We start from the raw sequence: 17518 nt of genomic DNA on the forward strand, positions 1-17518 counted from the left end.
CGCTCCGGGTGACCGGGGCGCCCTTTTTCGTAGCGATCGTCAGGCCTGGACGGCAGGACGCACGACGATCTCGCCGATGTTGACGCCGGACGGTTGCGCGATCGCGTAGGCGATGGCGGCGGCGATCGTCTCCGGCGGCATCGCGATCGAAGCTCCTGCCGCGACGCGCTCGCGCGTCGCCTGGTCGCGGATATGGTCGGCGAAGTTGGTCGCGGTGAAGCCCGGAAGGATGGTCGTCACGCGGACCTTACCAGCGACCTCCTGGCGAAGCCCCTCGCAGATCGCGACCACCGCCGCCTTGGTCCCGGCATAGACCGCCATGCCGGGCACGATCTTGCGCGAGGCAGTCGAGGCGATGGCGATGAAGTGCCCCTCCTCCTGCGTCAGGAACCGGGGCAGCACGGCGCCGATGCCCCACAGTACGCCCTTCACGTTGACGTCGACCATCTGCTCCCAATCGTCGAACGCGAGCGTTTCCATCGGACTGATCGGCATCGCGCCGGCGTTGGCGACGAACACGTCGAGCCGACCGAATGCCTCGATCGCCCGATCGACCAGCGCCTGAGAGCCCGTTCGATCCGTGACGTCCATCGCGACATGGACGGCCTTTCCACCAGCCTCGTTGATCGATGCGGTGATCGCGGCAAGCGCCGCCTCGCTGCGTGCGCCCAGGACGACACGCATACCCTGCGCCGCGAGGTAGCGGGCGGTCGCCTCGCCGATGCCACCGCTTGCGCCGGTGATTGCCACGACGGTCATGCTTCGCGCCTCCTGTCAGTCATTGGTCGACCTTAGGCGCAGCAGCGCCGGCGATCCTGCCCGATACTCGCGAAAACCTGCCCGATCCGCGCTACATCTCGCCGCGAGCGCGGCGGATCGCATACCACTTCGCCACATTGGCGTTGTGCTGTTCCAGCGTGTCGGCGAAGACGTGGCCGCCCTTTCCGTCCGCGACGAAATAGAGCGCGGAGCTTTGCGCGGGATCCAGCACCGCATCGATGCTCTTGCGGCCCGGATTGGCGATTGGCCCCTCGGGCAGGCCGGTCATCGCATAGGTGTTGTAGCCGTTGACCGCATTGACCTCCGACCGGAGGATGCGGCGACCGAGCGGACGACCCTTGGTCAACGGGTAGATGATTGTCGGGTCGGCCTGGAGCCGCATGCCCTGCTTCAGCCGGTTGGAATAGACGGCGGCGACAGTGCGCCGCTCGGCCTCGACCGCGGTTTCCTTCTCGACGATCGAGGCGAGGATCAGCGCCTCGCGCGGCGTCGAGACCGCGATGTCCGGCTTGCGGCGAGCCCATGCCTCCGCAAGGTAGCGGTCCATTGCGCGCTGCATCCGGCCGAGCACCGCCGCGCGCGGCTCGCCGCGCTGATAGCTGTAGCTGTCGGGCAGTACCGAACCTTCGGCGGGCACATCGACCTTGCCGGTCAACTCGGGCGCGCGCATCAGCGCTTCCTGCACCAGCACCGATGGCAGCCCCTCCGGCACCGGCACGAAGCGCTGGAGCGTCTTGCCGCCCTGCATCAGCTTGAGGAGGTCCGCCTGGCTGATCCCCGCCGGGATCGGATATTCGCCCGCGCGGATCGGATCGGACCCGCCAAACAGCTTGGCGAACAGCACGAAGCGGCTGGCCGACGCGATCGCGCCGGCCTTTTCCAGTTCCTCGGCCGCACGGGTCAGGCTGGCGCCCTGCGGCACCACGACGCTGGCGTTGGCGGCGAGCGGCCCCTTGCCGCCCCAGCTCTGCATCACCCCGAACAAGGCCGCGATCGCGACCAGGCCCAGGATCAGGCCGAGGCAGCCGAGACGCTTCATCGCCGGGTCAATCGATCGGCTTCATCACGAGCGAGGCGTTGGTCCCGCCGAAGCCGAACGAGTTGTTGAGGATCGCGCGGACCTGCCGCTCCTTGGCGACGTGCGGCACCAGGTCGACGCCCGCGCAATTCTCGCTCGGATTGTCGAGGTTGAGCGTCGGCGGCACGATCCCGTCGCGCATCGCCAGGATGCAGAAGATCGATTCGACCGCGCCCGCGCCGCCCAGCAAATGGCCGATCGCCGACTTGGTCGAGCTCATCGAGAGCGAGCCGATCGCGTCGCCGAACAGCCGGCGGACCGCGCCCAGTTCCAGCTCGTCGCCCAGCGGCGTCGAGGTACCGTGCGCGTTGATATAGTCGATGTCGGACAGCGACAGCCCCGACTTGCGCATCGCCATTTCCATGCTGCGATACGCACCCGACCCTTCGGGATGCGGCGCCGTCACGTGATAGGCATCGCCAGATAAACCATAGCCGATCACCTCGGCATAGATCTTGGCGCCGCGCGCCTTGGCCCGCTCATATTCCTCGAGCACGACGACGCCCGCACCCTCGCCCATGACGAAGCCGTCGCGGTCGCGGTCATAGGGGCGGCTGCCCTTTTCGGGGGTGTCGTTGAAATTGGTCGACAGCGCGCGCGCCTGCGCGAAGCCGGCGATACCGATCGGGCAGATCGCGCCCTCCGCACCGCCCGCGAGCATCACGTCGGCATCGTCCATTGCAATCATCCGGGCGGCGTCGCCGATCGAATGGGCGCCGGTCGAACAGGCGGTGACGACCGCATGGTTCGGCCCCATCAGCCCGTACTTGATCGAAACCTGGCCCGAAATCAGGTTGATGAGGCGGCCATGAACGAAGTGCGGCGAAACGCGGTTCGGCCCCTTGCGATCGAGCACGAGCGATTCGCTCTCGATCCCCGGAAGCCCGCCGATGCCTGCACCGATCGAGCAGCCGGCGCGATACCGCTCCTCCTCGCTCATGTCGGTCAGGCCAGCGTCCTCGAGCGCCTGGCCCGCGGCGTCGATGCCGAAGACGATGAACGGATCGACCTGACGCTGGACCTTGTGGTCGACACGCTTGTTCGCGTCGAAGCCATATTCATGGTCCGCGGGCTTCACCTCGCACGCGATCCGACATTTGTAGTCGGTCGGATCGAAGCGGGTGATCCGCCCCGCGCCGGACTTGCCGGCGATCAGGTTCTTCCACGCGGTCTCGACCTCAGCGCCCAGCGGCGTGACGAGACCCAGGCCGGTGACGACGACGCGGCGCATGCGAAACTCTCCGTCCATCGGCCTGGCAGGCAGGCCTTCCTCTCGGTCGCGCGGAGCTCGTGCCGCTACGGCAAGGCCCCGTCGCACCTCAGGCGATCAAGGGACTGCCGCACGCGCTGTCAAGCGCCGCGCAAAACAAACGGCTCCCCGCCCGGCCCGTGGGGCGCGGGCGGAGAGCCGCGAACGTCTTCAACGTGCCAGGCTCAAATCAGCCCTTGTGCTCGTCGATGTAAGTGATCGCGTCCTTGACGGTCGTGATCTTCTCGGCGGCATCGTCGGGAATCTCGACGCCGAACTCTTCCTCGAACGCCATGACCAGCTCGACGATGTCGAGGCTGTCGGCGCCAAGATCGTCGATGAAGCTGGCGTCCTCGGTCACCTTCTCGGCCTCGACGCCCAGATTTTCGACGACGATCTTCTTCACGCGATCGGCGGTGTCGCTCATTCCCAAGGTCCTCTTGTGGGGTTCTTTCGGTTACCTGAACGCCCTATCGGGCCAAATCCGTGCTGGCAAGTGGGCGTCGGCAGAGCGCGTCAGAGCATCGCCATGCCGCCGTTGACGTGAAGCGTCTGGCCGGTGACGTACCCCGCCTCCCGGCTGGCGAGATAGACGACGGCGGCGCCGATGTCCTCGCCCGCGCCCAGGTCGCCCGCCGGGATGCGGGCGGTGAGCGCCGTCTTCTGCGCCTCCGGCAGTACGTCGGTCATCGCCGAGCGGATGAAGCCCGGCGCCACGCAATTGACGGTGATGTTCCGGCTGGCAAGCTCCTGCGCCAACGCCTTCGACATGCCGACCAGCCCTGCCTTGGACGCGGCATAGTTGGCCTGGCCCGGATTGCCGGTCGCGCCGACGACCGAGGTGATCGAGACGATCCGGCCGAAACGCGCCTTTATCATCGGGCGCGCCGCCGCGCGGGCAAGGCGGAAGGCGGCCTCCAGATTGACGCGGATCACGTCGCCCCACTCCTCGTCCTTCATCCGCATCGCGAGGTTGTCGCGCGTGACGCCCGCGTTGTTGACGAGGATGTCGAGCCGCCCGCCCAGCGCCTCGACCGCCTGCGGCACGAGCGCATCGACGGCGGCGCCGTCGGACAGGTTGCAGGGCAGCGCCACATGGTCACCGCCGAGTTCGCCGCGAAAGGCATCGAGCTTGGCGGCGTTCGACCCCGACACCGCCAAGCGCGCGCCCTGCCCCGCCAGCGCCTTCGCGATCGCCGACCCGATCCCGCCCGAGGCGCCGGTCACGAGGGCGGTCATGCCAGTAAGGTCGAACATGCTTTAAACTCCGAAAGAAGAAAAATTGTTCACGCAAAGGCGCTAAGGCGCGAAGGCAGCGCGGCTGTTGATGACGCGCTTGAGACCTTCCTCCATCGTCTCGCCGCCGAAATTCATCAGCAGCCCAAGGGGCTGCTGCATTAATCTTAGGTAGGTCAACAGCTGCTTGGCATGAACCCCGCTCAGGCGCTCGATCGACTTCACCTCGATTACGAGGCCGGCATCGACGAGCAGGTCGGCGCGGAAGGCGTTCTCGAACGTCATGCCATTGAAGCTGAAGGTGACGGGCTGCTGTCGTAGCACATTGTGCCCGCGCCGCTCGAGTTCAGCGGCGAGCAAGAGTTCATAGACGCTTTCAAGCAGACCTGGTCCGATCGCACGATGCACCATGACTGCCGCGTCGACGGCATCAGCTGCAACGGCTTCGAGATCACGCAACGGCTTCGCGCCTTTGCGCCTTTGCGTGAACCATTTTCTTTTTCCCTTAGATCACCTTCAGCAGCGCCTCGATGTCGTCCATGCCAATCACGCTCGCGGTCGTGGCGTCGGGGGCGGTGCGCTTGACCATCGGGCCGAGGACCTTGCCGCCAAGTTCGACGAAGTCGGTCACCCCCGCCTCCCACATCGCCCCGACCGATTCGCGCCAGCGGACCATGCCGGTCACCTGCTCGACCAGCAGCGCGCGGATGACGGCGGGGTCGGCGACAGGCGCGGCAGTGACGTTGGCATAGACGGGGACGAGCGGCGCCTGCATCGGCGCGTCGGCCAACGCGGCTGCCATGACGTCGGCGGCGGGCTGCATCAGCGGGCAGTGGAACGGGGCGGAGACGGGGAGCAGCACCGCGCGCTTGGCGCCGTGATCCTTGGCGATCGCGATCGCGCGCTCGATCGCGGCGCGGGCGCCGGAGATCACCACCTGGCCCGGATCATTGTCGTTGGCGACGGTGCACACTTCGCCCTCCGCGGCGGCATCGGCGATCGCCTGCGCCTTGTCGCGGTCGGCGCCAAGCAGCGCGGCCATCGCCCCCTCGCCCACCGGCACCGCCGCCTGCATCGCCTGACCGCGGCGCTTGAGCAGGCGAGCGGTCGTCGACAGGTCGAGCGCCCCGGCAGCACACAGCGCGGTATATTCGCCGAGCGAGTGGCCCGCGACATAATCGGCCTTGTCGGCCAGCCGCACGCCGCCCTCGCGTTCCAGCACGCGCAGCACCGCGATCGCATTGGCCATGATCGCTGGCTGCGCATTCTCGGTCAGCGTCAGGTCGCTTTCCGGCCCCTCTGTCATTAGGCGGAAGAGGTGCTGGCCCAGCGCCTCGTCGACCTCACCGAACACCTCGCGCGCATGGGGGCTCGCCTCGGCGAGCGCGCGGCCCATGCCGACCGACTGGCTGCCCTGTCCCGGAAAGATGAACGCGCGCATCTGGCTTCCCCTCAGATTGGAAGCGCCGGCGCCTACGCCCGAACGGCGAAAGCTTTCAAGTCCCGGCGCGGTTGCGACAGGCTGCGACCATTTTGCCGGGTTGCCGCGATAGGTCTGCGACACGCGGGGACCAGATTGCTCTCATCGCCGGACGGACCGGCGGACGAAACTCGAACGAGGAGACAATCGATGTTCAAGAAGCTGATGCTCGCCGGTGTCGCCGCCTCGATGGTCGCGGCCCCCACCCTCGCCAGTGCGGCGCCCCAGAACTACCGCGTCATCAAGGAGCGGCCCAACCGCACCGTCGTCGTCGATCGCGGCCCTGGCTATCGCGAGCGCACCGTAATCCGCCACAACGACGCGCGCCGCTTCAATCAGCGCAACTGGCAGCGCGGCCAGCGTTTCGATCGGCGCTATGCCACCAACTATCGCCAGATCGACTATCGCGGTTATCGCAATCGCGGTGTCTATGCCCCGCCCCGCGGCTATCAGTGGGTGCAGTCGGGTAACGACGCGGTGCTGGTGGCGCTGGCAAGCGGCCTGATCGGCGCGGTGATCGGCGGGGCGCTCCGCTAACGCTTGCAAAAAACCGGCGTTCGTGATTAAGCGCCGGCAACCGGGGTGGAAGGTTCGCCTTTCCGCCCCGGTTCGCATTTCGGACGACAGCCGGAGGGGCCATGCGATGGGCGCATGGTCAGCGATCGGCCAAGACAGGAACGAAGACATGGCTCTTTACGAGCACGTCTTCCTCGCCCGCCAGGATCTGGCGCAGGCGCAGGTGGACGCGTTGGCGGAAAACGCCACCAAGATCGTCGAATCGATGGAAGGCAAGGTCGTCAAGACCGAGACCTGGGGCCTTCGCAGCCTCGCCTATCGCATCGCCAAGAACCGCAAGGCGCACTACGTGATGCTCGAGATCGACGCGCCCGGTGAGGTCGTCGCGGAACTGGAGCGCCAGACCCAGATCAACGAGGACGTGATCCGTTACATGACCGTCCGCGTCGACGGCCATGAGGCCGGCCCGACCGTCATGATGCGCAAGGGCGACCGCGAGCGTCGCCGTGACCGTGACGACCGCGGCGACCGTGGTGGCGATCGCGGCCCACGCCGTGAGCGTGAGGAAGGGGAGAACAACTGATGGCCCGCCCGTTTTTCCGCCGCCGCAAGAGCTGCCCCTTCTCGGCCAAGGACGCCCCGCGCATCGACTATAAGGACGTGCGCCTGCTCCAGGGTTTCGTGTCGGAGCGCGGCAAGATCGTGCCGAGCCGCATCACCAGCGTGTCGGCCAAGAAGCAGCGCGAACTGGCCCAGGCCATCAAGCGTGCGCGTCATCTGGGCCTGCTGCCCTACGTCGTGAAGTAAGGATCGGATCCCATGCAAGTCATCCTGCTTGAGCGTGTCGAGAAGCTCGGCCGCATCGGCGACGTGGTTACGGTGAAGGACGGGTTCGCCCGCAACTTCCTGCTGCCCCGCAAGAAGGCGCTGCGCGCCAACGACGCCAACCGCCGCGTGTTCGAGGCCAATCGCGAGCGTCTGGAGGCGGAGAACGCCGCCCGTCGCGGCGATGCCGAGAGCGAGGCCAAGAGCCTGGACGGCGTGTCGGTCACGCTGATCCGTCAGGCCTCGAACGTCGGTCAGCTCTATGGCTCGGTCGCGGTTCGCGATCTGGTCGACGCGCTCGTCGCCGACGGTCACAAGGTCAACAAGGGCCAGGTCGTCCTCGACAAGCCGATCAAGACGATCGGCCTGCACGAGGTCCGCGTGGCGCTGCACCCCGAGGTGTCGGTGACCGTCAAGGTCAACGTCGCCCGCTCGCCCGAAGAGGCCGAGATGCAGTCGCAGGGCGTCGACGTCATGTCGGCGATGTTCGAGAAGGAAGAGAGCGGCTTCACCGAAGACCGCGATCCGAACCTCGAAGCCGGCGAGATCGCGCGCGAGCCCGAAGCAGAAGCCGAGGCTTGAGCTTTCCCTTCAGCGAACAACGAAAAAGGGGCTGTCCGGGCGACCGGGCAGCCCCTTTTTCGTGATGGGTGCGTATCGGGTCGAGCGTGAGCGCCCGTTCAGGGCACTGCGACGCACGCACTGATGACCGCCGCCAGCGGAATCAGCGACAGAACGACCGGGATGACCTTACTCATTTCAACGCCTTTCCAAACCCTTCGCCTGCTTCAATGCGCGAAGGTTACGAAAGGTTTCCGGTTGCTGAACGGCTTGCTCCGCCGCGCCGGCGCTGTCATCCCTGGGCGATGAGCAAGCTTCTGAGCGTCGGCGAGCATGCGCCCTGGGTCGCCTATGTCCCGCTGGGCGGCGGCGATCCGTTCAACATATCGCGCCTGGGCGGGAAGCCGCTTTTGGTGGCATTGCTCGGCTCGCTTCGCCATCCGGTGATTGCGACGGTGAGCGATGCGCTGAACGAGGCTGCGGTCGCTGGCGCCAACATCCTGGTCGTGACCAGCGACCCGGCCGATCGCGAGGCACCGCCCGCGATGCGCGACGGCGTCACCCACGCCTTTGACGCCAACACGGAGATCGCCGCCACGTTCGGCGCTTGCCCGCCTGAGGGCGGCATGGCGGCCTATCGCCCGCAATTGATCGTCCTGGACCGCCGGCTTCAGGTCGCAGCGGTGCTGCCGCCGGCCGAGGTCGCGCGAGCCCGCGCGCTGCTCGCGACGCTCGCCGACGATGCGGTCAACATCCCCGCCCCCGTCCTGGCAATGCCCCGGCTGTTCGAGCCCGAATTCTGCCGCTCGCTGATCGACCTCTACGAAGGCGGGGACAGCGAGGAATCGGGCTTCATGCGTGAGCGGAGCGGCAGGACCACGCTCGTCCACGACGCCGACTTCAAGCGGCGGCGCGATCACATCATCACCGATCCGGCGGCCCAGGCGGCGATCCGTGCGCGAATCAAGGACCGCCTGCTCCCGGCGATCCGGCGCGCCTTCCAGTATGAGGCGACACGGATCGAGCGCTATCTGGTCGCGGCCTATGATGCCGAGAGCGGCGGACATTTTCGCGCGCACCGCGACAACACGACGCGCGGGACGATGCACCGGCGCTTCGCCGTCACGATCAACCTCAACGCCGATTACGACGGCGGCGACCTGCGCTTTCCCGAGTTCGGATCGCGCACCTATCGCGCCGAGCCGGGCGGCGCGGTCGTCTTCTCCTGTTCGCTGCTGCATGAGGCGACGCCGGTGACACGCGGCCGGCGCTATGCCTGCCTGCCGTTCCTCTACGACGACGCCGCCGCAAAGGTCCGCGAGGCCAATGTCGCCAACATCGACTTCGGCACCGCCGCCTAGGCGCGCGGATCGATTCCTGCGGCGCCGAGGTGCCGATCGAGGCGGCCGGTCAGCCACAGGAAGAACATGCGATAGTCGCTGACCAACGACCAGAGCGGGTGGGTGAAGGTCGCGGGCCGGTTCCGCTCGACCCGGAAATGCGCAAACCAGGCAAAGCCATAACCCGCCAGCGGAACCGCCAGCCACGACCAGCCGCCGACCGCAACCGCGATACCGGCAAAGACGAAGGTCAGCGCGGTCCCCGCATAATGCAGCCGCCGCGTCCGCGCCTTCGCATGTTCGCGAAGGTAGAAGGGCCAGAACTCGGCATAGGTGGCGATGCGCGGCATGGCTGGAGGTTACGCCTCCTCCTCCAATCCGTCACCCCGGACTTGTTCCGGGGTCCACCGAGCCATTCGCCTAAGCGGTCGTGGTCAAAACACCGTGCGAGCCACAGACCTTCGCCACCGCGGCCAAGTGGACCCCGGAACAAGTCCGGGGTGACGAGACCCCCTTCTAGCGTCGCCCGAACAGCTTTTCGATGTCGCCGTGCGCCAGCTTCACCCAGGTCGGGCGGCCATGATTGCACTGGCCCGAGTGCGGCGTAACCTCCATCTCGCGGAGCAGCGCGTTCATCTCAACGACCGACAGCACCCGGCCCGCCCGGACCGATCCATGGCACGCCATCGTCGCCGCGACATGGTCGAGCCGCTCCCTCAGCGACAGCGCCTGATCGTGCGCGGCGATCTCGTCCGCCAGGTCGCGGATCAAGCCGGTGACGTCGCTCTGGCCGAGCAGCGCCGGCACCGCGCGGACGAGCACCGCCTGAGCGCCGAACCGCTCGACCTCCAGCCCCATCTCGGCGAGTTCGGCGGCGCGCTCCTCGATCCGGTCGCAAGCGGGCTCGTCCATCTCGACCACTTCGGGGAGCAGCAGTGCCTGGCGCGGCGCCCCGCCGGCGGCGAGCGCGCGGCGCAGGCGTTCGAGGACGAGCCGCTCGTGCGCGGCATGCTGGTCGACGATGACGAGGCCGTCCTCGGCCTCCGCGACGATATAGGTTCGTGCCACCTGCCCCCGCGCCACCCCCAGCGGATGAGCGGTGGTGGCCGGCACGGGCTCCGCCGCCATCTCGGCCCGCGCCGCGGGCGGCGGGGTGAGGAAGGTCGGGCGCGCATCTCGGACGAGCAGATCCGTACCCGGCGCCGGGCCCCAGGCGAACGCCTCCGGCGCCGGACCGGCGGCGACCGGCTCCGCCACCCAGTTCGCCATCGCGCCCGCATCGGCCGCCTGAACAACGCGGTGCCCGGCTTCGTCGAGCGCACGGCGAAGGCCGCTGACGATCAGCCCGCGGACCAGCGCGGGGTCGCGGAACCGCACCTCGGTCTTGGCCGGATGGACGTTCACGTCGACGCTGTCGGCGGGCACCTCAAGAAACAGCGCGACCACCGCATGGCGATCCCGCGCGAGCATCTCGGCATAGGCGCCGCGCACCGCGCCGACGAGCAGCTTGTCGCGCACCGGCCGGCCGTTGACGAACAGATACTGGTGATCGGCGATGCCGCGGTTGAACGTCGGCAACCCGGCGACCCCGCCCAGCACATGCCCCGCCCGCTCCAGATCGACCGCCACCGAATTATCGGCTAGCGCACGGTCGGTCAGCGCGGCGACACGATCGGGCCGCGTCTCGTCCGGCGCGACCGACAACACGCGGCGGCCGTCATGCTCGACCGAAAAGCCGATCTCCGGCCGCGCCATCGCCAGCCGGCGAACGACGTCAAGGCAGGCGGCATATTCTGCGCGCGGGCTGCGCAGGAACTTGCGGCGCGCGGGGATGCGCTCGAACAACGCCTCGACCCGGACTCGCGTGCCGGGCGGCAGTGCGGCGGGCCCTTCCTCGACCAACTCGCCATTGTCGACGATCCGGCGCCAGCCATCGCCGCCCCGCTCGCGGCTTTCGAGCGTCAGGCGCGCGACGCTGGCGATCGAGGGCAACGCTTCGCCGCGAAAACCGAGCGTTGCGACGCCTTCGATCGCGCCCGCTTCCCACATCGATTCGGGCAATTTGGAGGTCGCGTGGCGCTCCAGCGCCATTGCCATGGCATCGGGCGCCATCCCGCAGCCGTCGTCCACGACCTCGATCCCGTCGATCCCACCCGCGGATAGCCGCACTGCGATGCGGCAAGCCCCTGCATCGACGGCGTTTTCCACCAGTTCCTTGAGCGCGGAGGCAGGCCGCTCGACCACTTCGCCGGCGGCGATGCGGTTGACGAGGTTGGGCGGCAGGCGGCGTATTGACATGGGACAGCCTCTAGCCCAAGCGGCGGCATCCCGCGACCCGCAACCGCCACCCTTCATCCGGCGCCGGACTTCCGGCAGGCGGCGGGTCCGGCTAGACGCTATCACGCCCGCGCGCAGTTCCGCGTGCGGCCAGAACGGGTTGGTCGATGGTTTTCTCGCGATTGTTCAAGTTCATGTCGCACGATATGGCGATCGACCTGGGGACGGCCAACACCGTCGTCTATCTTCGGGGGCGCGGCGTCGTCCTCAACGAGCCTTCGGTCGTCGCGGTCGAGACGCTCAACGGCGTCAAGAAGGTCAAGGCGGTCGGTGACGACGCCAAGCTGATGATGGGCAAGACGCCCGGCTCGATCGAGGCGATCCGGCCGCTGCGCGACGGCGTCATCGCCGACATCGACGTCGCCGAACAGATGATCAAGCACTTCATCGAGAAGGTGCATGGCCGCCGCCGCGGACCGTTCAGCTTCCCGCAAATCGTCATCTGCGTCCCCTCTGGCTCGACCAGCGTCGAGCGCCGCGCGATCCGCGACGCTGCCTCGAATGCGGGCGCGAGCCAGGTCTTCCTGATCGAGGAGCCGATGGCCGCCGCGATCGGTGCCGACATGCCCGTGACCGAGCCGATCGGCAGCATGGTCGTCGACATCGGCGGCGGCACGACCGAGGTCGCCGTCCTGTCGCTGCGCGGCCTTGCCTATTCGACCAGCGTCCGTGTGGGCGGCGACAAGATGGACGAGGCGATCGTCAGCTATGTCCGCCGCAACCACAATCTGCTGATCGGTGAAGCGACGGCCGAGCGCATCAAGCAGGAGGTCGGCTGCGCCAAGCCGCCGGCTGACGGCATCGGCGCGACGATCCACATCAAGGGCCGCGACCTGGTCAACGGCGTGCCCAAGGAGATCCAGATCAACCAGGGCCAGATCGCCGAGGCGCTGTCGGAGCCGGTCGGCACGATCATCGAGGGCGTGCGCATCGCGCTGGAGAACACCGCGCCCGAGCTCGCCGCCGACATCGTCGATCAGGGCATCGTCCTGACCGGCGGCGGCGCGCTGCTCCAGGGCATCGACGAGGTGCTTCGCGACGAGACCGGCCTGCCGGTGACGATCGCCGAGGACCCGCTGACCTGCGTTGCGCTGGGCACGGGCCGCGCGCTCGAGGATCCGATCTATCGCGGCGTGCTGCTCGCGGTCTGAACTCGATAAGGGAGGGCGCGCCGATGGCGCCGCCACGCAAGCCGCGGCCAGGATTTTCGCGCCGGGCGCAATTCGGCCTGTTCCTCGGCTATGTCGCCGCGGCGCTGGGCGCGATGGTCGGCGCGATCCTGCTGGTGCTCTCCTTCTTCAACCCGCCCGCCTATGTCGCGGCGCGCGGCATCCTGAGGGAAGCGACGACGCCGGTATCGTCGGGGCTCGACTGGATGCGCCGCCAGGTCGCCGATATCCCGCCGGGAGTCGGCGGCTATTTTGGCGTGATGGGCGAGAACCGCCGGCTCAAGGGCGAGCGTGAAGCGGAGAAGAAGCTGGTCGAGCGCGCCCGCTCGCTGGTGATCGAGAATATCCGCCTGCGTCGCCTGCTCCAGCTCCGCGACCGTGAGGGGCAGACGATCGCCACCGCCCGCCTCGTCAACGCCAGCGGGTCGAGCACGCGCCGCTTCGCGACCCTCAACGCCGGACTTTGGCAGGGCGTGCGCGCCGGCTATCCGGTGCGCGGGCCAGAAGGGCTGGTCGGCCGCGTGCTGGAGGTGAGCCCCAACACCGCACGCGTGCTGCTGGCGGTCGATCCCGAGAGCATCATTCCCGTGCGCCGCGTGCGCGATGGCATGCCCGCGATCGCGACGGGGCGCGGCGACGGACTGATCGATGTCCGCGTCGCGGGGATCGCCAACATGCCCTATCGCGCCGGCGACGTCTTCGTGACGTCGGGCGCGGGCGGCATCTATCCGCCGGGCATCCCGGTCGCCCGCGTCCTCAAGAACGCGCGGGACACCGCCGAGGCCCGCCCGCTTGCCAACCCCGACATGCTCGACTTCGCGCAGGTCCAGCGCCCCTATCTCCTTCCCCCTGCCCAGCCCGCGCCGCCCCCCGGTGCCGAGGCGAAGAAGTGAACGAACCGCTCCGCTCCGCCTTTGCAGAGCCGGAGCCGCCGCTCCGGTCGCGGCGGCTGGCGCCGCTGACGGTGATGATCGGATCGCTTGCGACCTTGGTGCCGGTGGTCTCGACGGTGCCCTGGTTGCCGCCGCTCGGCCTCATCCTACTGGCCGGCTGGCGGCTGCTCCGGTCGGATGTGCTGCGCGTCTGGGCGGCGGCGCCGCTCGGGCTGTTCGACGATCTGGTCAGCGGCCAGCCGCTCGGCAGTTCGATGCTCCTATGGGGGATGTCGTTTATTGCCTTGGATATGCTAGATATGCGTCTCGTGTGGCGTGATTTCTGGCAGGACTGGCTGTTGGCGAGCGGGACGATCGCATTCTGCCTCATCGGCGGCCGGCTCATTGCCGCGCCGCTGGGGGCGCATGTCGACACCGCGCTGGCGCTTCAGATTGCGCTATCCGCCGCGCTCTATCCGGTGATTGCACGCATGTGCTTCGCGCTCGACGCCAAGGGTCGGCCATGAGCGGCCCGATCCGTCAGGTGACCGAAGCGGCACAGGCGTTCAGCTTCTCGCGGCGGGCGATGACGCTCGGCATCGCGCAGATGGGCGTCGGCGCAATGCTGGCGGGTCGGATGGCGTGGCTGGCCGTCGCGGAGAACGAGCGGTACCAGCTGCTTGCCGAGAGCAATCGTGTCAACCTGACACTGATCCCGCCGCGTCGCGGCTGGATCGTCGATCGCGCAGGCCATGCGATCGCCAACAACCGCACTGATTTCCGAATCGACCTCATCCCCGAACGCGTCGAGGATGCGGTGCGCGTGCTTACCGACCTCGCCCGCCTGTTGAAGCTCGACCCCACCGAAGTCGATCGCATCGCCAAGGAATTGAGCACCGCGCGTGGGCTCCAGCCGGTGCCGGTGGCGGAGAATCTCGACTGGGAACGCTATGCCGCGGTCGTGGTGCGCCAGCCCGAGCTGCCCGGCGTCGCGCCGACACAGGGCTATGCGCGCAACTATCCGGCGGGCGCCGCAGTCGCGCATCTGGTCGGCTATGTCGGCGCCGCCAATGCCGAGCAGTACAAGGAGACCCGCGACCCACTCTATCTCGCTCCGGGTTTTAAGCTCGGCAAAGATGGGCTTGAGAAATCGCTGGAAAAGGATCTCCGCGGTATTCCCGGCGCTCGCCGCGTCGAGGTGACCGCGCGCGGTCGTCCCGTCCGTGATCTCGAGACACGGCGCGACGTGCCCGGCCGCACCGTCAAGCTGACGATCGACGCCGGGCTCCAGGAATATGCCGCGCGGCGGCTGGGCAACGAGAGCGGCTCGGCGGTCGTCATCGACGTGCGCACCGGCGGCATCCTGGCGATGGCGTCGATGCCGGCCTATGATCCCAACAGCTTCTCCGACGGGATCAGCCGGCTCGAATGGGGGATGCTGAGCGGCGACGACCATCTGCCGCTGATGAACAAGGTGCTGCAGGGCCTCTACCCGCCGGGATCGACCTTCAAGCCGGCGACGGCGCTGGCGGCGCTGCGTTCGGGCATCGACCCCAACCGCACCGTCTTCTGCGGCGGCGGCTATCAGCTTGGCAACCGCTTTTTCCGCTGCCTTGGACGGCATGGCTCGGTCAATCTGCACCGCGCGATCGCAAAGAGCTGCAACACCTATTTTTACACGATGGGTCGCGATGTCGGGATGGACGCGGTCGCCGCCGCCGCGCGTGAGCTGGGGCTCGGTGCCGAATACGACCTGCCCTTCCCATCGCAGCGTTACGGCACTATCCCCGATCCGGCGTGGAAGCTGCGCAAGTACGATCAGAAATGGACGCCGTCCGACACGCTCAACGCCTCAATCGGACAAGGCTACATCCTCGCCAGCCCGCTTCAGCTCGCGGTCCAGGCGTCGCGGATCGCATCCGGTCGCGCGCTCGTCCCGCGTATCCTCGCCGACGCGCCGATCGTCGCGCCCATGCTCGACGTCCCGCCCGAGCGCATGGACCTGATCCGGTCGGGGATGGACGAGGTCGTCAACGGCGCCGGTACCGCGGTGCGCAGCCGCCTGCAGGTCGAGGGCATTCGCATGGGCGGCAAGACCGGCACCGCGCAGGTCCGCCGCATCGCCGGCGGCGCGCGCGGTGGCCTCAACGTGCCCTGGAAGTATCGCGACCACGGCCTGTTCATCGGTTTCGCACCGGTGGAGGCACCGCTCTACGCCGTCGCCGTCGTGATCGAGCACGGCATGTCGGGCTCCGGCGCCGCGGCGCCGGTCGCGCGCGACCTGCTCACCTATCTGTTCGACCGTCCCCGCGCGATCGAGACGCTCGACGCGTTCGAGAAGCAGTGGGGCGGCGACCTCAACGCGCGCATGGCGGCCAAGGCGGAGGCGTATCGCCTCGTCCGGCAGGCGCCCATCCCGATCCCCACCCCCTCGCCACATCCTGAGGCGTCACCTCCAGCCCCGCCGCCCCGCCCATGAAGCTGTCCGAACTCATCCCGGCGCCGATCGCGCAACTGCCCTGGCATGTACTCCTGCTGATCCTGGCGATCGGCGGGTTCGGCACGGTCGTGCTGTTCTCCGCCGCGGGGGGCAGCTTCCTGCCCTGGGCCTGGTCGCAGGGATTGCGGCTGTCGGTCTGTCTCGGCCTCGCGATCGTCCTGTCCTGGGTGCCTGCGCGCGCCTGGGAAGCGATCGCGCTGCCGGGTTATGGGATCACGCTCGTCGCGCTCGTCGCTGTCGAGCTGCTCGGCGCGGTCAAGGGGGGCAGCCAGCGCTGGCTGGACCTCGGCTTCATCCGGCTCCAGCCTTCCGAGTTCATGAAACTGTTCATGGTCCTCGCCGCCGCCCGCTTCTACGCGATCCTCCCGGCGGCGGAGGTGCGGCGGTTCAGCGGCATCTGGCCAGCGGCCGGGCTGATCGCGATGCCCGCGGCGCTGGTGATGCTCCAGCCCGATCTCGGCACCGCGCTGATGATCACCGGTGGCGGGCTGGTCATCATGTTCCTAGCGGGCGTGCCGCTGCGGCTGTTCATCGGCGGCGCACTGGCGCTCGCACTCTTCATCCCGATCGCCGTCAACTATGTGCTCCACGATTATCAGCGCAATCGCGTGCTGATCTTCATGAACCCTGAGGCCGATCCGCTCGGCACCGGCTATCACATCAGCCAATCGAAGATCGCGATCGGATCCGGCGGGCTGTTCGGCAAGGGCTTCCTCCAGGGGACGCAGAGCCACCTCGACTATCTGCCCGAGGGTCACACCGACTTCGTTTTTGCGACGATGGCGGAGGAATGGGGTCTGGTCGGCGGCGTGCTGCTGATCCTGGCCTTCATGCTGCTGATCCGCTGGGGGATGAACGTCGCGGGCCGATCGCCCAATCGTTTCGGACGGTTGGCGGCGGCGGGGCTGGCGACGACGATCTTCTATTATGTCGCGATCAACCTGATGATGGTGATGGGCCTGGCGCCGGTCGTGGGCATCCCGCTTCCGCTGGTCAGCTTCGGCGGATCGGCACAGATGACGGTGCTGATCTGCGTCGGCATCCTCATGTCGCTCAATCGCGCCGGACAGCCCAAGTCGGGCTTTCCCCGGATGTTTTGACGCAATGCGAAAAAAGGGGTTGTCGGGTCGAGGGGGCGATGCTAGTGGCGCGCCTCCCGACGCGGGAACGGCCTTTCTGAACGGCTCGTTCCTCTCCGGAATGGACGCATAGCTCAGTTGGTAGAGCAGCTGACTCTTAATCAGCGGGTCCTTGGTTCGAGCCCAAGTGCGTCCACCATTCCTCCCTTTCATTTGCTGCAGAGCAGCACGCGTGCCGAGTTGAGGCATCGAAGGGTTGAAGCACGGGAAACTTGATCTGCCGTGGTGGTTTTATTGCTCATGCCGAGCGAAATCGAGATTCAGCGTATCCAGCGTGAGACCGGTATGGACCGGATGCAGGCCATCTATCACCTTCAGGCACGCCACTTTCTGCTGCGCCGCACAAACCGCTTTCGGTAAGGCCGACGCCCGACTGACACTTCAGCAAGGACGGTTTTCGGACGATTGAGGCTTGCGCCTCATGGCCATGCGTGGA

The 17518-nt window shown here is 67.7% G+C and carries 19 protein-coding genes and 1 tRNA gene; 11 read left to right on the top strand and 9 right to left on the bottom strand.

Annotation, left to right across the window (positions count from 1 at the left end; all coding sequences use genetic code 11):
- Nucleotides 1-39: 39 nt before the first annotated feature.
- The 7 genes from RS883_RS10420 to fabD all read right to left on the bottom strand — a co-directional run bounded on the left by RS883_RS10420 (nucleotide 40) and on the right by fabD (nucleotide 5784).
- Nucleotides 40-759 (bottom strand): SDR family oxidoreductase, encoded by a 720-nt coding sequence (locus RS883_RS10420; RefSeq protein WP_315760137.1) that lies wholly within the window; start codon nucleotides 757-759, stop codon nucleotides 40-42.
- A gap of 91 nt (nucleotides 760-850) precedes the next feature.
- Nucleotides 851-1819 carry an endolytic transglycosylase MltG gene (gene mltG / locus RS883_RS10425; protein ID WP_315760138.1) on the bottom strand — a complete coding sequence of 323 codons (969 nt, stop codon included), beginning with the start codon at nucleotides 1817-1819 and terminating at the stop codon, nucleotides 851-853.
- A gap of 7 nt (nucleotides 1820-1826) precedes the next feature.
- Nucleotides 1827-3089 (bottom strand): beta-ketoacyl-ACP synthase II, encoded by a 1263-nt coding sequence (fabF, locus tag RS883_RS10430; protein WP_315760139.1) that lies wholly within the window; start codon nucleotides 3087-3089, stop codon nucleotides 1827-1829.
- A 208-nt stretch (nucleotides 3090-3297) separates the two neighbouring features.
- Nucleotides 3298-3534 carry an acyl carrier protein gene (locus tag RS883_RS10435; protein WP_096341411.1) on the bottom strand — a complete coding sequence of 79 codons (237 nt, stop codon included), beginning with the start codon at nucleotides 3532-3534 and terminating at the stop codon, nucleotides 3298-3300.
- Between the two features lie 89 nt (nucleotides 3535-3623).
- A complete protein-coding gene (gene fabG, locus RS883_RS10440) occupies nucleotides 3624-4364 on the bottom strand; it encodes a 3-oxoacyl-[acyl-carrier-protein] reductase (protein WP_315760140.1) in 741 nt (246 codons plus the stop codon).
- Between the two features lie 42 nt (nucleotides 4365-4406).
- On the bottom strand, nucleotides 4407-4802 hold the full coding sequence (locus tag RS883_RS10445) for a GxxExxY protein (protein ID WP_315760141.1): 396 nt from the start codon (nucleotides 4800-4802) through the stop codon (nucleotides 4407-4409).
- A gap of 46 nt (nucleotides 4803-4848) precedes the next feature.
- Entirely contained in the window at nucleotides 4849-5784 is a 936-nt protein-coding gene (gene fabD, locus RS883_RS10450; protein WP_315760142.1) for an ACP S-malonyltransferase, read from the bottom strand.
- A gap of 189 nt (nucleotides 5785-5973) precedes the next feature.
- Between fabD and RS883_RS10455 the strand changes: the two genes are divergently transcribed.
- The 5 genes from RS883_RS10455 to RS883_RS10475 all read left to right on the top strand — a co-directional run bounded on the left by RS883_RS10455 (nucleotide 5974) and on the right by RS883_RS10475 (nucleotide 9086).
- Nucleotides 5974-6360, top strand: a complete 387-nt coding sequence (locus RS883_RS10455; RefSeq protein WP_315760143.1) for an RcnB family protein — start codon at nucleotides 5974-5976, stop codon at nucleotides 6358-6360.
- A 148-nt stretch (nucleotides 6361-6508) separates the two neighbouring features.
- On the top strand, nucleotides 6509-6922 hold the full coding sequence (gene rpsF, locus RS883_RS10460) for a 30S ribosomal protein S6 (RefSeq protein ID WP_294265685.1): 414 nt from the start codon (nucleotides 6509-6511) through the stop codon (nucleotides 6920-6922).
- Nucleotides 6922-7146: a 30S ribosomal protein S18 gene (gene rpsR / locus RS883_RS10465; protein WP_007403456.1), complete on the top strand. Its 225-nt coding sequence runs from the start codon at nucleotides 6922-6924 to the stop codon at nucleotides 7144-7146. The genes rpsF and rpsR overlap by 1 nt, the downstream gene beginning before the upstream one ends.
- A 12-nt stretch (nucleotides 7147-7158) precedes the next feature.
- Complete coding sequence (gene rplI / locus RS883_RS10470) at nucleotides 7159-7746, top strand: 50S ribosomal protein L9 (protein WP_315760144.1); 588 nt, start codon at nucleotides 7159-7161, stop codon at nucleotides 7744-7746.
- Nucleotides 7747-8030: 284 nt separating this feature from the next.
- Complete coding sequence (locus RS883_RS10475) at nucleotides 8031-9086, top strand: 2OG-Fe(II) oxygenase (protein ID WP_315760145.1); 1056 nt, start codon at nucleotides 8031-8033, stop codon at nucleotides 9084-9086.
- Here the strand turns inward: RS883_RS10475 and RS883_RS10480 are convergent.
- Both RS883_RS10480 and mutL read right to left on the bottom strand, forming a co-directional pair.
- A complete protein-coding gene (locus RS883_RS10480) occupies nucleotides 9083-9415 on the bottom strand; it encodes a DUF962 domain-containing protein (RefSeq protein ID WP_315760146.1) in 333 nt (110 codons plus the stop codon). The two genes, RS883_RS10475 and RS883_RS10480, sit on opposite strands and share 4 nt — an antisense overlap.
- Nucleotides 9416-9581: 166 nt before the next feature.
- Nucleotides 9582-11363, bottom strand: coding sequence for a DNA mismatch repair endonuclease MutL (gene mutL / locus RS883_RS10485; RefSeq protein WP_315760147.1), 1782 nt, complete (start codon nucleotides 11361-11363; stop codon nucleotides 9582-9584).
- 146 nt (nucleotides 11364-11509) lie between these two features.
- Between mutL and RS883_RS10490 the strand changes: the two genes are divergently transcribed.
- The 6 genes from RS883_RS10490 (at nucleotide 11510) to RS883_RS10515 (ending at nucleotide 17221) form a co-directional block, all read left to right on the top strand.
- Nucleotides 11510-12553: a rod shape-determining protein gene (locus tag RS883_RS10490; protein ID WP_315760148.1), complete on the top strand. Its 1044-nt coding sequence runs from the start codon at nucleotides 11510-11512 to the stop codon at nucleotides 12551-12553.
- 23 nt (nucleotides 12554-12576) lie between these two features.
- The gene (gene mreC, locus RS883_RS10495; protein WP_315760149.1) at nucleotides 12577-13464 is read left to right on the top strand and encodes a rod shape-determining protein MreC; all 888 of its coding nucleotides are present in this window, start codon (nucleotides 12577-12579) and stop codon (nucleotides 13462-13464) included.
- Nucleotides 13461-13970: a rod shape-determining protein MreD gene (locus RS883_RS10500; RefSeq protein WP_315760150.1), complete on the top strand. Its 510-nt coding sequence runs from the start codon at nucleotides 13461-13463 to the stop codon at nucleotides 13968-13970. The genes mreC and RS883_RS10500 overlap by 4 nt, the downstream gene beginning before the upstream one ends.
- Nucleotides 13967-15922 (top strand): penicillin-binding protein 2, encoded by a 1956-nt coding sequence (gene mrdA, locus RS883_RS10505; RefSeq protein ID WP_315760151.1) that lies wholly within the window; start codon nucleotides 13967-13969, stop codon nucleotides 15920-15922. The genes RS883_RS10500 and mrdA overlap by 4 nt, the downstream gene beginning before the upstream one ends.
- Nucleotides 15919-17043: a rod shape-determining protein RodA gene (rodA, locus tag RS883_RS10510; RefSeq protein WP_315760152.1), complete on the top strand. Its 1125-nt coding sequence runs from the start codon at nucleotides 15919-15921 to the stop codon at nucleotides 17041-17043. The genes mrdA and rodA overlap by 4 nt, the downstream gene beginning before the upstream one ends.
- Nucleotides 17044-17145: 102 nt before the next feature.
- Nucleotides 17146-17221, top strand: a tRNA-Lys gene (locus tag RS883_RS10515).
- Nucleotides 17222-17518: the final 297 nt, after the last annotated feature.

The sequence above is a fragment of the Sphingomonas sp. Y38-1Y genome (genome assembly GCF_032391395.1).
In the GTDB taxonomy this organism is placed as follows: Bacteria; Pseudomonadota; Alphaproteobacteria; order Sphingomonadales; family Sphingomonadaceae; genus Sphingomonas.